The 13,340-nt window shown below is 40.5% G+C and carries 10 protein-coding genes and 5 pseudogenes; 2 read left to right on the forward strand and 13 right to left on the reverse strand.

Annotated elements, in window-relative coordinates; genetic code table 11:
* The 3 genes and pseudogenes from ETB99_RS09690 to ETB99_RS09700 all read right to left on the reverse strand — a co-directional run.
* Positions 1-187, reverse strand: a pseudogene (locus ETB99_RS09690) (IS66 family transposase); the annotation flags it as partial.
* A 58-nt stretch (positions 188-245) separates the two neighbouring features.
* A complete protein-coding gene (locus ETB99_RS09695; protein ID WP_171700485.1) occupies positions 246-566 on the reverse strand; it encodes a restriction endonuclease subunit S domain-containing protein in 321 nt (106 codons plus the stop codon).
* Positions 559-2,016: a type I restriction-modification system subunit M gene (locus ETB99_RS09700; RefSeq protein ID WP_171700486.1), complete on the reverse strand. Its 1,458-nt coding sequence runs from the start codon at positions 2,014-2,016 to the stop codon at positions 559-561. Before ETB99_RS09700 ends, ETB99_RS09695 begins: the two co-directional genes overlap by 8 nt.
* Positions 2,017-2,345: 329 nt before the next feature.
* Between ETB99_RS09700 and ETB99_RS09705 the strand changes: the two are divergent.
* Positions 2,346-2,723 (forward strand): annotated as a pseudogene (locus ETB99_RS09705) (IS66 family transposase); the annotation flags it as partial.
* 461 nt (positions 2,724-3,184) lie between these two features.
* Here ETB99_RS09705 and ETB99_RS09710 read toward each other — a convergent pair.
* From ETB99_RS09710 to ETB99_RS09715, 3 genes and pseudogenes are all read right to left on the reverse strand, one after another.
* Positions 3,185-3,530 (reverse strand): annotated as a pseudogene (locus tag ETB99_RS09710) (transposase); the annotation flags it as partial.
* 134 nt (positions 3,531-3,664) lie between these two features.
* Positions 3,665-4,186 (reverse strand): S-layer homology domain-containing protein, encoded by a 522-nt coding sequence (locus ETB99_RS15050; protein ID WP_256368179.1) that lies wholly within the window; start codon positions 4,184-4,186, stop codon positions 3,665-3,667.
* Between the two features lie 27 nt (positions 4,187-4,213).
* Positions 4,214-5,575 (reverse strand): annotated as a pseudogene (locus ETB99_RS09715) (alkaline phosphatase); the annotation flags it as partial.
* A gap of 282 nt (positions 5,576-5,857) precedes the next feature.
* On the opposite strand from ETB99_RS09715, the gene ETB99_RS09720 reads away from it, so the two are divergent.
* Positions 5,858-6,562: a hypothetical protein gene (locus tag ETB99_RS09720; RefSeq protein ID WP_128999428.1), complete on the forward strand. Its 705-nt coding sequence runs from the start codon at positions 5,858-5,860 to the stop codon at positions 6,560-6,562.
* A gap of 535 nt (positions 6,563-7,097) precedes the next feature.
* On the opposite strand, the gene rlmD is transcribed toward ETB99_RS09720, so the two are convergent.
* The 7 genes and pseudogenes from rlmD to ETB99_RS09750 all read right to left on the reverse strand — a co-directional run bounded on the left by rlmD (position 7,098) and on the right by ETB99_RS09750 (position 13,096).
* Positions 7,098-8,474, reverse strand: a complete 1,377-nt coding sequence (gene rlmD, locus ETB99_RS09725; protein WP_171700487.1) for a 23S rRNA (uracil(1939)-C(5))-methyltransferase RlmD — start codon at positions 8,472-8,474, stop codon at positions 7,098-7,100.
* A 212-nt stretch (positions 8,475-8,686) separates the two neighbouring features.
* A pseudogene (locus ETB99_RS15055) lies at positions 8,687-8,863 on the reverse strand (diacylglycerol kinase); the annotation flags it as partial.
* 86 nt (positions 8,864-8,949) lie between these two features.
* Positions 8,950-9,861 carry a hypothetical protein gene (locus tag ETB99_RS09730; protein WP_171700488.1) on the reverse strand — a complete coding sequence of 304 codons (912 nt, stop codon included), beginning with the start codon at positions 9,859-9,861 and terminating at the stop codon, positions 8,950-8,952.
* On the reverse strand, positions 9,858-10,928 hold the full coding sequence (locus tag ETB99_RS09735) for a hypothetical protein (protein ID WP_171700489.1): 1,071 nt from the start codon (positions 10,926-10,928) through the stop codon (positions 9,858-9,860). Before ETB99_RS09735 ends, ETB99_RS09730 begins: the two co-directional genes overlap by 4 nt.
* Complete coding sequence (locus ETB99_RS09740) at positions 10,925-11,377, reverse strand: anti-sigma factor (RefSeq protein WP_171700490.1); 453 nt, start codon at positions 11,375-11,377, stop codon at positions 10,925-10,927. Before ETB99_RS09740 ends, ETB99_RS09735 begins: the two co-directional genes overlap by 4 nt.
* Positions 11,374-11,937: an RNA polymerase sigma factor gene (locus tag ETB99_RS09745; RefSeq protein WP_077429424.1), complete on the reverse strand. Its 564-nt coding sequence runs from the start codon at positions 11,935-11,937 to the stop codon at positions 11,374-11,376. The genes ETB99_RS09740 and ETB99_RS09745 overlap by 4 nt, the downstream gene beginning before the upstream one ends.
* Positions 11,938-12,169: 232 nt before the next feature.
* On the reverse strand, positions 12,170-13,096 hold the full coding sequence (locus tag ETB99_RS09750) for a diacylglycerol kinase (protein WP_077429421.1): 927 nt from the start codon (positions 13,094-13,096) through the stop codon (positions 12,170-12,172).
* Between the last annotated feature and the right edge of the window lie 244 nt (positions 13,097-13,340).

Here is a 13,340-nt window from a genome sequence, read left to right on the forward strand (position 1 = left end):
TTTTTTTCGTGCGTGCTTCCAGCTCTTGAACACGGTACTTCAGTTGTTCATTTTCTTTGCGTAGCTGTTTGTTTTCTTTCAACAGTTGCTCAATGACTTGTTGTTGGTGAGTAATGAGCTGCTTTTGCTGTTGGACTTTGCTGATTAAGCTTTCAACTGTAAATACAGCTTGTTGTACCGTCAACATGCGATTCACCTCCTTGTCTATCAATATTCACATCATAGACAGGAAAAGCAAAAAATATTCAGCTCACTTTATGATGTGGCTGAATAGTTACACATAAATAAATATCGTTTTTAATATCAAAATAAACAACCCTTCCAACTGGTTGCTCAGGGGAACCTCCAGATTTTTCTATAATGATATCACCATAATTTAATTTTTTTTCAATCGCTTTCTGTTCTTCAATATTTCTAAATACTATCTCTTTATTAAGGTCTAATCTACCATCATTCGAAAAATTTGTAGTTCTAATAACTTTTACATCATTAGAGCCAGTTGGTTCCTGTCCCCATTCTCCACTAACAACATTTTCAAGCAGATCAATTACTTTAAATCTACTCACTTAGCATTTCCTCCAACTCTTTTATCCCTTTTACAATTTCTTCTTCTAATTTCTTTACTTTTTCAATTATGATTTTAGGTTCTTCATACTGTACTTCTTCGTATACTATTTCTTTATATCTATTAATCGAAAGGTCATAGTCGTTTTCACGAATTTCTTCCACCGGCACGAAGAACGACTGCTCCGTGCGCTTCCGTTCTTTTTCCGCTTCACGGTTATGGAATCGCGCGATAATATCCGGAATATCGTTTTCCTCAATCGGGTTGCGCTTGTCGTCTAATGAGTAGCCATCGGCTTTCATGTCATAAAACCATACTTGATCCGTGCCGCCGACTCCCGTTTTAGTAAAAATCATAATCGCTGTCGAAACGCCGGCGTACGGTTTAAACACGCCGCTTGGCATCGAAATAATCGCTTCTAATTTATGATTTTCCACGATTTCTTTGCGAATATCTTTATGTGCTTTCGAACTTCCGAATAATACCCCGTCCGGCACGATGCACGCGCAACGTCCGCCCGTTTTTAAAATGCGTAAGAATAAGGCTAAGAACAAAAGCTCTGTTTTCTTTGTTTTTGTAATTTTTAATAGGTCGCTTGAAACGGCTTCATAATCTAATGAACCCTTAAAAGGCGGATTGGCGAGGACAAGGGTGTATTTGTCTTTATCTTTGTTTTGCTCGGATAATGAATCACGATATTCGATATTCGGATTTTCAATGCCGTGAAGCATCATGTTCATCGCGCCAATCCGCAGCATCGTGCGGTCCATATCAAAACCGTAAAACATATGGTTATTAAAATGTTCTTTTAAACTTTGCACTAAAAATAAGTCACTGCGATATTTGCGCAAATATTCTCCTGCCGCTACTAAAAACCCCGCGGAACCTGCGGCCGGGTCGACAATAATATCTTCCGGTGTTGGTTTTACTAACTCTACCATCATGTCGATGATATGACGAGGTGTGCGGAATTGGCCGTTTGTGCCTGCCGTCGCGATTTTTGATAATAAATATTCGTATAAATCCCCTTTTGTATCGCGATCTTTCATCGGGATATTATCGATACCATCCACAATTTTTGAAAGCATTTGCGGCGTAGGAATCATAAAAATCGCATCGCCCATATATTTGGCGTAGGCAGAATCTTTATTGTCATGAAGATTTTTAATAAATGGGAATACTTCATTAGAAACGATTTCGTACATTTGAGTAGCTTCTAAGTTTTTAAACTTGCTCCAGCGCAAGTGCTGCTTATCTTCAGGAAAGATTCGTTCAAAATCAATACCTAACAGAGCAGCCTCTTGTTCATTTTTCGTTTCCACTTCATCAAGACCTTTAATAAACAAAAGGTATGTAAACTGCTCAATAACCGTCAGCGGGTTCGTAATTCCGCCTGTCCAAAATGTTTCCCATATTTTATCGATTTTGTTCTTTAATTCTCCAGTAATCATATAGCTGCCTCCTTATTATTTCAAACTTAATTATACATAGTTTTATCGGCGTTAGAAACTTTGATTTCGTTGGATTCAATCAACTATCAAAAAAGGAAAATAATGATGATGGAAAATTTCTTTGTATGAAGGGCAATCCTTGTTTTCCTCCCCAATCACATGCCAACCCCGCCTCTTGATAGGCTTTCATCAGTATTTTGAATTGTTTCGATGTACGGCATGCCCATTCAGCCCAATCCTTGTCTCTCGTTCTCTGCTACTCCCGCTCCCATTCTCCCTTACAATCAGGACATTGCCACCGAATGACCCGATCTGCCTCCAGACTGGATATGCCGATTTTTCTGCTAGCCGCCAAGCAAGCCGTTGAAGCCCATCATGGTGCACTTTCCGAAGAAGAAGCGAGACGGTTGGAACGTGCGTATGATCGTATCCTAGAAAGAGCACAACACCGATTGGAAACAAAGATGCCTCTTCCGAAAAAAGCACTCGCTTTTGTTCGACGCCTTCAAAAATGAAAGGAAGAAGCGTTGCGTTTCTTACGTGAAGTACATGTTCCCTTTGATAACAACCAAGCCGAACGCGATCTTCGTATGGTCAAAGTCAAAGGGAACATCTCGGGTACATTTCGCGAAGAAACATTCGCCCAGTCTTTTTGTATCACAAGGAGCATCGTTTTCACACTGACGGAGCACGAAAAAAATGTGTAGGATTCGTTATGTCTTCTGTTGACGGGTGACACACTCGATCGTGTTCTTTCTACCACTTAGGGCATTTTCTATTACGGGGATGCCCTATTTGTGTTGCGCTTCTTTACATACTACTATCGGGATGAATAGTTACTACAAATTAATACAAATAAGTTTAGTCCCGATTCATCACCACAAAATGTACTTGACAAGCAATACGATCAACAAGGATGTACAAAAATCATTGATTTACTGATTTTTCCCCACAAGCGTAAGTGGGGCATGTTATAAAAAAATCAAGCACAACTTTTGGTGAAGAGCCGTGGAACGAGTTTATTTTGTGTTTACAAAACTAACCTCTAACTTCGCCACACACTCCACATGTGTTGACTATACAGTAAGAACAATTATTCAGAAGTGGATAGTGTTTGCTGTTTTCTTAATACCCGTGTTCAAGATTTTATTTCTTTAGAACTATATCCTGAAACAAGCAATTCTGGTGCTACTGCCGCATCATTCCGATTCGCTGTGGTCAACACAGGAGATAAAATGATTCCCTCGGCAGTGGTGGAGAGATGGAGCTTATATCCTTTAAACCGGTGGTATCGGGTGGCCGCTCCTCATTTTGCTTGCGAATCGTAAAAACTACTTCGAAGTTCCGTGCTGTCGGATCCACACAATTTGGGGATACCGTGCTTCTAAATCTTTGAGCAGCTGTGCGCGAAAAACAGGAAATCCCTGTTCTCAACCACCTCGCCGCGCGGAAAAACGAGGAGGGACTTCCCGAAGCCCGCAAGCTCGCTGAAAATAGCGAAAACGCCGGAGGATGGGCCTAACATAAAAGAAGTACACTTCATATCAAACACCTAATAATTTACATATAACCAAATAAAAACCTTAGTTCCCTGTATGTGTAGTGGAACTAAGGTTTTCAGGCTTTCTTCTATAATCTATCATGTACCTTAATTATTTAAATTTAACGCACGATATAAGAACACTGCAAATTCAGCTCGTTTCGTTTTAGAACGTGGATCAAACATTCCACCTTTTCTACCAGTTGTTACCCCATTTTGATAAAGGATTTTTATATTTTCTTGATGAGCAGGCGAAGCGGATTTTAAATCAGATAATCTTACTTGAACATGGTTTTGAGCTTTTAAAGAAAACGCACGAACTAAAATAGTCGCCATTTGTTCACGAGTTAATACATCATTAACACCAAATGTTCCATCTGCTTTTCCCTTAAAAATGCCTTTTGCTTTTGTTGCAGCAATTTCTTTAGCATATGGATGATTTTCATTCACATCTTTAAAAGCGTTTAAATCAGTTGGAATCTCAAGATTTAGTGCACGCTGCAACATAACAGCTGCCTCAGCGCGTGTAATCGCTTTGTTTGGATAGTAGTTTCCTTTATCATCTAGAGAAATGACATTTTGACTGATTAAATGTTGAATTTCATTATAAGCAAATTGACCCTCTTTCATATCGGCAGGAGTTTGTCCTGTTTTTGGTTTATTCACTTTTTTATTTTCTAAAATGTCAAAAATAATTTTCGCATGATCAGTGTTGTCAATTTTACCAGCAAAACGTTCAATTTGCGGTCCGTATCCATAAACCGCTACATCTTCTCCAGTATGACCGCCTGTTGTCCAACCAGTAACAGAACGGGTATTAAAAATTGCTTCAATCGCATCATCAATTGTCCTAAGGTCTTTCGTTTGCGCAGCGTCTTCTACGGATTTAATTTCTTCTTCCGTTAAATCAAGAGCAATATATTTCTTTAATGTTTCTCTCACATTTGCACCATTGACGATTTTTTCTGCCATAAAATCAGGTGTTCTTTTCGCTGCTTTGATTGGCTCTGGGAACCAGTTATAAATACCATTAGCTCCTAATGAGAATCCCCCTGTAGAATGGTCTGCTGTTAATACGACTAAGGTTTCACCGTCTTTTTTCGCAAAATCAAGAGCTACTTTAAAAGCTTGTTCGAAATCTTCCATTTCAGACATTGCCGCTACAATGTCATTATCATGTCCAGCCCAGTCAATTTGGCTTCCTTCAACCATTAAGAAGAAACCATTTTCGTTTTTACTTAAACGTTCAATCGCTTCTCTTGTCATTTCTTCTAGATCCGGAGTTTCTTCAGTACGGTCAATGCGTTTAGGAAGACCGCCTTCAGCGAACAATCCTAAAATACGTTCGTTATTGTCTTTTAACAATTCATCTTCATTTGTCACAAAACTGTATCCATCTTTTTTAAATTCTTCGACCAAACTCCGATCTTCACGAATGAAGTTCTTAAGTCCTCCGCCTAACATGACATCAATCTTATGTTGGCCATTGATTAATTCGTCATAGTAGTCATCCGCAATCGCATTCATGTTCTTTCGGTTCACATCATGGGCACCGTAAGCAGCCGGTGTTGCGTGCGTAATTTCTGATGTCGCTACAAGACCTGTCGACATTCCTTTTTCCTTTGCTGCTTCCAATACCGTTTTTACTTCCGTCTTATCATTATCAACCGCGATAGCCGCATTATACGTTTTAATACCGGCTGACATCGCTGTTGCTGCAGAAGCAGAGTCCGTGATATTTTGATGTTCATCTTCTGGATTTGTAGATTGCATACCAATTAAGTAGTCATCAAATGTTGTATTTTCGACAACAAATGTATCAGGGTTATCTTTCATATAACGATGTGCTGTTAGGTAAGAAACCCCCATTCCGTCCCCTATCATAAAGATGATATTTTTAACTTGCTTCGGTTTTGTCTCAGCTTTGACAACATCATGATTCGTTACTAAGCTGCTGACTCCTAAACTAGAAGCTAACGTGAACGCCGTTAATCCTCTAAAAAACTTCTTCTTGTCCAAATACAAAACCTCCTTACAATGTTTTATATAATAAACATACAACGATTGTATTAATAGATTATGAATTTTCTATTAATATTTGTAAAATTTCCGAAAATACAATAACAATTAAACTTGACCAACTGTACAAAAACTGTTCATTCTAGACGTAATGCTTCAAAGAGATATGCCATTATTTTTACACCAATTTACATTCATTTAATTTATATTAAAAGAAAATTCATATTTCTTTATTATCATAAATTTATGCTACTTAAAAATTTCGTTTTAGGAGGAACACGAATGGTGAAATATGTTCCATTGATTTTAAGTTTTATGCTGTTATTTGGATGTTCAGCCAATCAAGATAAAAAAGAAGAAATAACCCGGACAAAAGCTGCTAATCAAAGCGAAATAATAGAAAACGAAGCAAATAAGACCGAGTATTCAAAGACAGAATATAGCGGTAATCCTCAAGTTACAGACGATTCGTCATTACAAAAAGCCGGTGATTCGTTTTGGGATGAAAAAGGAAAATTGATATTAGAAGACATAAAAGAGGTGAACAAAACGTATAAAATCGGCCCTATAGAGTTAACCATATTAGATGTCAAAGTACTTCATTATCTTCCAGCATATAACTTAATTGATTTTTTCCATGGATTTACACATGAGGCAGAAGACTTTGATTTTATAAGAGTGCAGATGAAGATTAAAAATACAACAAATGAAGAAGTATACTTCGCACCAATCGCTTTATTAGAAACAAGCTCAGGGGAAAAGATGACTTGGGAAAATGATTTTTATCTTGAAGAATTAAACGGCATGTATAGCGGCGGCGAAGAGAAGATAGGCAACATGGGATTTCCTTTAAATAACCATGTTCATGAGCAAGAAGACAAAGCTAAGAGTAATCATTTAGAATGGATCAAACTAATGACAAGTGAAGTGCTAAATAAAGAACATAAAGAAATTGCCGGCAAAAAAATAATAGAAATAAAATTCTAATAGTGCGACTTTAACTTTGAAAAGAAGAGTGAAGTTCATTGATCAGCCTGAAAGCTGAATGAAATAGGTGTACTTGTTTATAGAAGTTTAGCCAAGAAAACCTGTCATCTTGCCGTCAGAATGAATCAGCTTTAGACAAGAGAGGACTTTCCCTCTCAATTGTCCGACTTTCACACTCTTTTGCATAGATCATCTACAACTTGCTTTTTCTTAAAAGCCGGTGACATTGGAATATGAAATGTTCTGCCTTTTTGTATTTGAATTGCGAATAACTTCATTCGAAAAATTCGTCTTTATTAAATTGCTTTAATGTTTGTTGAGCAGCAGAACTCATTAACTTTAACTTATAGTTTTAGTTTTCGCTCGTTTTGCATTTATGATGGTTTCGAAAAAGTGTTGTCAAACAGAATAAAGACCGAAAAATAAACTTTTGACATGGAAAAGGGGAAAGGGCTTGAGAAATAAGGATTTCCCTTCCCTTTCCCTTTTTTCTCGCAAAACTTTATTTTCATTTTCGCACAAGTTTATTCAGTTTCTACAATTTCAAGGCTAGTTTCGCCACGCACTCCACATGATTCGTATGCGGAAACATGTCGACCGGCTGCACTTCGAGTGTCTTATACCCGCCGTCTTCAAGGATGCGCAAGTCACGAGCGAGTGTCGCCGGGTTGCATGATACGTACACCACCCGCTTTGGCTTCATGGCGATAATCGTTTGCAGCAAGGATTCGTCGCAGCCTTTGCGCGGCGGGTCAACGACGATGCAGTCAGCTTCGATGCCTTGTTCGTACCATTTCGGAATGACGACTTCCGCTTCACCGACGGCAAATTCGGCGTTGTCGATGCCGTTCAGCTTCGCGTTGCGTTTAGCGTCTTCAATCGCTTCTGGAACGACTTCGACACCGTACACTTTTTTCGCTTTTTTCGCCAAGAAAAGAGAAATTGTTCCAATGCCGCAGTAAGCGTCAATGACGGTTTCTTCACCTGTTAACTCCGCATATTCGAGCGCCTTTTCATACAGCACTTTCGTCTGTTCCGGGTTCACTTGATAGAAGGAACGGGCCGAGATCGCGAATTGAATGTCACCGATGTAATCGTAAATGTATTCAGCTCCCCACAACACTTTCGTCTCGTCGCCCATAATGACATTTGTCCGTTTCGGATTGATGTTTTGAATAATGGACTTCACATTTGGTACCGTTTCAATAATTTCTTGAACGATTTTCTTTTTATGCGGCAACTCTTCCGTACGCGTAATCAGGACAACCATTACCTCTTTTGTCACTGCCCCGTAACGCGCCATAATGTGGCGGAGCACACCTTTGTGTGTTTGTTCGTTGTACGCCTTCACACCATATTTTTCGCAAATCTTTTTCACCGTTTGCACAACAACATCGTTCATTTCCTGCTGGATGAGACAAGACTCCATATCGATGATTTCATGGCTGCGCTGCTGGTAGAAGCCGGCGACAAGTCCGCCTTCGCGCTCGCCGACCGGCACTTGCGCCTTATTGCGATAGCGCCACGGATTGCTCATGCCAAGCACAGGATGAACCGTGACATCCTCAATCTTCCCGATGCGCGCAAGCACTTCTTTCACATGCTTGTGCTTTGCCTTTAGCTGTCCTTCATAGCTTAAATGCTGAAGCTGGCATCCGCCGCATTGTTTATAAATCGGACACGGCGCGTCAACGCGATCCGGGCTCGGTTCATACAGCTCAATTAAGCGGCCGTAGCCATATCCTTTTTTCACTTTAATTACCTTAATTTTCGCTTTTTCTCCCGGCAGCCCGTTGGCAACGAAAATCGGAAATCCGTCGATTTTCGCAACACCGGCGCCGTCATGCGTTAAATCTTCAAAAGTGACGTCATAGTATTCATTTTTCGCAACTGGAGCTTCTACTTTTGTCATCGTTCCTACTTCCTTTTCGTGAAAATGCTGCACTGATTGTATCATACAATCGCTTCGGACACAAAAAGGGAACAGGTCACAGCGCTGTTACCATATAGGGTGCCCGAGGCTGACCAAAAGCAAAGTGTCAGACCCCGCAACATCATATATCGTGAAATGGATGTGAGGTCAGACACTTATCAGGCAGCTCCAGCACCACTATGTGCTCCGCGCTAATATCCTGCTCTCATTTGTTCTGCTTTTTCCTTTGGTACAAATACTTCAAGATGTTGATACAAGTTGACGAACTCGCCAGGCAACAGTCCGCCGCACTCGCCATCTAAATTAAGCTGGATTTTGTTTGGCGAGGTGACTTTAATGCGGTTCGCCTTCGTATAAATTAAATGCGGAAAGATGTTATAGCTGAAATATTATATCAAAAACGGACAAAAGTTTTCATTAAAAATACGCTGACACCTCGGTGGTTCTTAGTTACTTAATTTGACACATGCACCGCTGCATGCTGTGAATCAAAAACATAAATATGATGAGTTCCGTCCCCTAATTGAACCTCGCCTTTAAACGTTTGCTCCGGCAACGTTTTTTCTGTCTCTCCGCTTTCTCTTTGCCACGCGATATTTCCGTCTTCTAAACTCTCACGCGTCACAGCTGTTACGAGAATATCTGTATTTTTATCAAGGCTAATCTGAACATCCTCCGCTTTTGAAACAGTCCAATTGGCGGCAAGCTTCCGCGGATAAAGAAGCACCGAATTATAGTTCCCACGTACTTCGAGCGAAAGATGCTGCGGAATAACGACAGTCGGGGTCATCGCGTTCACCGTATGAAATAGTCCTTCCTTCCGCGGCATTTCTTTTATAGTAATATACATCGTATCCCCGACAATATTCATCGCAACATAATCTTCCTGCTTTTTGATGTCGTTGGCTGAAAGAGATTGGTATGTTCCAAAGATTTGAATTTCACTGTTGCTGCCTCCTTCAATCACAATCGGTTGGCTCCCTGTTTGTAAGACAATTCTCTTCATCTCAGGCGAAACAGACTGACGGACATTCGGCAGGTGAAAGACTTTCGTTTCTGCACTAACGACCGTGCGAATTTCTTGCCATATTCCTGTTGATGAAAGCAATACAAATAAAACGGCTACCGAACCGAGCACCCCGATAAAGATGATGCTCAAAAAATCATATTTGATCAATGTATTTTCCTGCTTCGAAAAATAAAGATACACAAGAATTTCAGCGCCAAGCAACACTAGGAGAAACGGCCACCAGCTCGCAAAAATGTCTGCAGCTCCCATCCCTTTCCATTGAGAAATAAACAACACGATACCAAGCAAAATAAGGGAGGCGCCCATCGACACCGTCCCAACGCGCCATTTCCTCATTTCGTCCCCTCCTTCTTCTCTTTACTGCCTAAAAGCAGCTTGAATCCGCCGCCAATTAACAAAATGCAAACGATCGTTGTTTGGAAAAATTGGTTGTACCAGTAATAAATATCGATTTGTAATAGCTTTGATAGATGCGAAGCAAATGCTGGAAGCAGGATGCTGTCAAGCAAATAATAAAGACCTAACAACAATAATCCGAATCCAACCCATCTTTGATGATTGATAAAGTAGGAAACGATCGGCTGATCCTCAAGCTCTTCTTCGCCATACTTCGACGCCTTCTGCAATGCGTCAAAAAAGCTGTAAAACCAAATGAGCGGAATAAGGAAGAAAAAGGCAGACAGTCTTAACACATCCATCACATAAATCGCCAGCAAAAAGGCGGCCATTAACTGCAAGCCTCTGCGCTGTAATCCTAAGTACATATGACCCGCACCCGGAAAAATCGAAAGGAGAGTCGCAAGTGTTTTGCTTTTCCTTCCATCCTCGCGTTTCGCTTCAAAATCTTCGAAAATCGTTCGATCGACCAGTGACTCGCCGTTTTGTTTTCGATTGAGCTGTTGAACAATATCAAACATGTTGTAAATCCAAATGATCGGCAAAATTCCTAAGAAAACTAAGAAGCTGCCTTCATGCATCAATACCGTTACAAAAAATATCATGATCATAAGCCCAAAGAAGCTGATTAATAACGTTAACCCCCGGTTCATCAAGCCGAGCTGGAAGTGCCCGAGCCCGGGAATGAAGGAAAGAAGAATAGTGTAAAACTTCTCGTTTTCCTGATTTGCCTGTAAACCCTCTCCCTGGACAAGTGTATGCTCCGGCTGTCTTTTGATGAGTGTAAGAATCATATCTAAAATACTGATCAACCAAATCAATAAAGAAAAGAGGACGATCGCCAGCGGTTCACTATTATGTGTCAAAAAGACAAGACCGACCGCGAGCACAATCGGCGCAAAAAAGGAAAAGCTATAAAACACTCCCCTTGCTTTTTTATTTAAATAAAAATGCCCAGCACCAGGGATAAATGATAAAAAGAACGCAACTAACGAATTTTTGTTCATCGATTATTCCCTTCCTCCTTTTGATTTACCTTTAGCCAATCGAGAAATGATAATGTTTTATCCATCCATTGTTCCGTATAGGCCGGCCTGTTTTCTGATAAATCTGTTCCAACAACGCCGGCATTTGTGACTAATTGAAAAATTCCCGAAGACATAAACCCGATCGTAATCGCCGCGGCAATTCCGTAATGAAGCATTTTTTGCTTCGTCTGTGACTGCTTCGTACGCTTTGGCTTTGCATATAGTTCAACTTGTGCAAGGATGACATCAGCTGAAACAGCTTCATCGGAAGGATTCGGCAAGTCGGAAGCATTTTCCTCAATAAGCTCCATATATACCGCTAAGCATTGATCACAACTATAAAGGTGGCTCTCCATTTCCTCTCTTTTTTCTTCTGACAGTACATCACAAATGAACTGCCGCCATTCTTCGTTCGTGTAATGACTCATTGAAAATCCTCCTCCTTCCAATGCTTTCTTAGCCAGCTGCGTGCTCTGTAAAGCTTTGTCTCGACGGTTTTCACTTCGACATTTTGTTCTTTCGCAATTTGTTGATACGATTTTTCATCTATGTAATAAGCGTAAATAACATCTCGATAGTTAAGCGGAATTTCCTCAAGACGTTGGCGAATTCGTTCTCGCTCCTCTTTTTTAATAACCGAAACCTCAACCCTTTCATCGGCTTCGGCCTCAATGGATTCCATTACTTCTTCAAGCTGCCGCTGCATTTTCCGCTTGACATCAATCGCGTAGTTCACAGCAATGCGCGTCATCCATGTTTTAAAGCCTTGTGACTGATATCGGGAGAGTGAAAGATAAATCCGCACAAATACTTCCTGCGTAACATCCTCGGCATCTTTTTCGTTGCGAATAATCGAGTACACCGTTTTAAATAAATAATCACGGTATTTCTCGATTAACAGGCGAAAGGCATGCTCGTCTCCTTTCCTTGCTTTCGCGATTAATGCTTCGTCCTGAATCTCACTCTCCCCCTTTCTATCTGTCTTCACTTATATAGACGAAATCATTAGCCGTTTGCCCTACACTTTTTTGTAATTTTTTTCGTGTCAGTTTTTGTGAAATAAAAAAACGCCTAGGAAACAGGCGCCCCATCTTTTTCTCCTTAAATCTTCAAATACAACGTCATAATATTCGTTTTTTGCTACTGGTGCTTCCATTTGTCTTTCCCCTTCCGCGAAATGCTGTCAAGATTGTAGCATAGTCGAACAAAAAAGAACAGGTTCACTCCCCTGTTCTCATTTGCTCAGCTTTTTCTTTTGGAACAAATACGTTCATATGGCGATATAAGTTAACAAATTCGCCCGGAAGCATGCCTCCATACTCCCCGTCTAAATTAAGCTGCATGTTTTCTTCCGTGTACACTTTGACGCGGTTTGCTTTCGTATAAATGACGTGCGGGTCGTGAATATGTTCACCGCGCAAGGCGAGCGTTGCAATTTTAATAAATTCAGCTAAATTCGTTTCTTTCAAAATGATTAAATCAAACATGCCGTCGTTTAACGATGAGTTTGGGGCTAATTTTTCAAAGCCGCCGACAGAGTTCGTAAGTGAAACGAGAAACAGCATGACAGCCCCTTCAAACATTTTTCCATCGTACTCGATTTTGACATGGACAGGGTGCAAGGAGGGAAGCATTTCAATTCCTTTTAAATAATAGGCGAGTTGACCAATCATCGTTTTCAATTTGCTTGGCACTTCGTACGTTAATTCCGTCAAACGTCCGCCACCGGCAATGTTAACAAAATAATGCGTCTTTCCTTCGTTCGTTACCGCTCCAATATCAATCGGCACCGCTTCTCCGTGAATGATCACATCACACGCGCCTTCAATCGAGCGCGGTACACCGATCGCGCGGGCGAAGTCGTTCGTCGTTCCGACTGGAATAATGCCAAGGTTCGGACGATATGACGCATCAGCTAGCCCATTTACGACCTCATTAATCGTTCCATCGCCACCTGCGGCAATAACAAGGTCAAATTCTCGCTCAACTGCTTTTCTTGCCGCCTCTGTCGCATCCCCTGCCCCTGTTGTCGCATGACATGACGTTTCATATCCTGCTTGTTCTAACCGAATCAGTACATCAGGCAAATGCTTTTTAAATACTTCCCTTCCCGACGTCGGATTATAAATAATACGTGCTCGTTTCATCCCCATCATCCTATTTATTTTATTTTTCCACTATTTAACATCATACCAAATTTTCATAACCATTGCAATGAACAAAAGAAAGCCGACTCAAGCCAGCTTACTTGAACATTTCATACCAAATTTTTATCACAGTCGCTACAATGAATACAAGTAAAATGTATTCGAGCACTTCCGTATTTATGTTTGTAGAAAATAATGACTCCTCGCTTTTCCTAATCACTTCTATTTTTCTGATCTCATTTCT

This window comes from Anoxybacillus sp. CHMUD, from assembly GCF_013096965.1.
Taxonomy (GTDB): domain Bacteria; phylum Bacillota; class Bacilli; order Bacillales; family Anoxybacillaceae; genus Anoxybacillus; species Anoxybacillus kestanbolensis_A.

Coding starts and splice junctions, on each gene's coding strand:
- ETB99_RS09700 (WP_171700486.1), bottom strand. CDS start 2,016: ATGATTACTGGAGAATTAAAGAACAAAATCGATAAAATATGGGAAACA.
- ETB99_RS15050 (WP_256368179.1), bottom strand. CDS start 4,186: ATGAAAGAGGGTCAATTTGCTTATAATGAAATTCAACATTTAATCAGT.
- ETB99_RS09720 (WP_128999428.1), top strand. CDS start 5,858: ATGGTGAAATATGTTCCATTGATTTTAAGTTTTATGCTGTTATTTGGA.
- rlmD (WP_171700487.1), bottom strand. CDS start 8,474: ATGACAAAAGTAGAAGCTCCAGTTGCGAAAAATGAATACTATGACGTC.
- ETB99_RS09730 (WP_171700488.1), bottom strand. CDS start 9,861: ATGAGGAAATGGCGCGTTGGGACGGTGTCGATGGGCGCCTCCCTTATT.
- ETB99_RS09735 (WP_171700489.1), bottom strand. CDS start 10,928: ATGAACAAAAATTCGTTAGTTGCGTTCTTTTTATCATTTATCCCTGGT.
- ETB99_RS09740 (WP_171700490.1), bottom strand. CDS start 11,377: ATGAGTCATTACACGAACGAAGAATGGCGGCAGTTCATTTGTGATGTA.
- ETB99_RS09750 (WP_077429421.1), bottom strand. CDS start 13,096: ATGAAACGAGCACGTATTATTTATAATCCGACGTCGGGAAGGGAAGTA.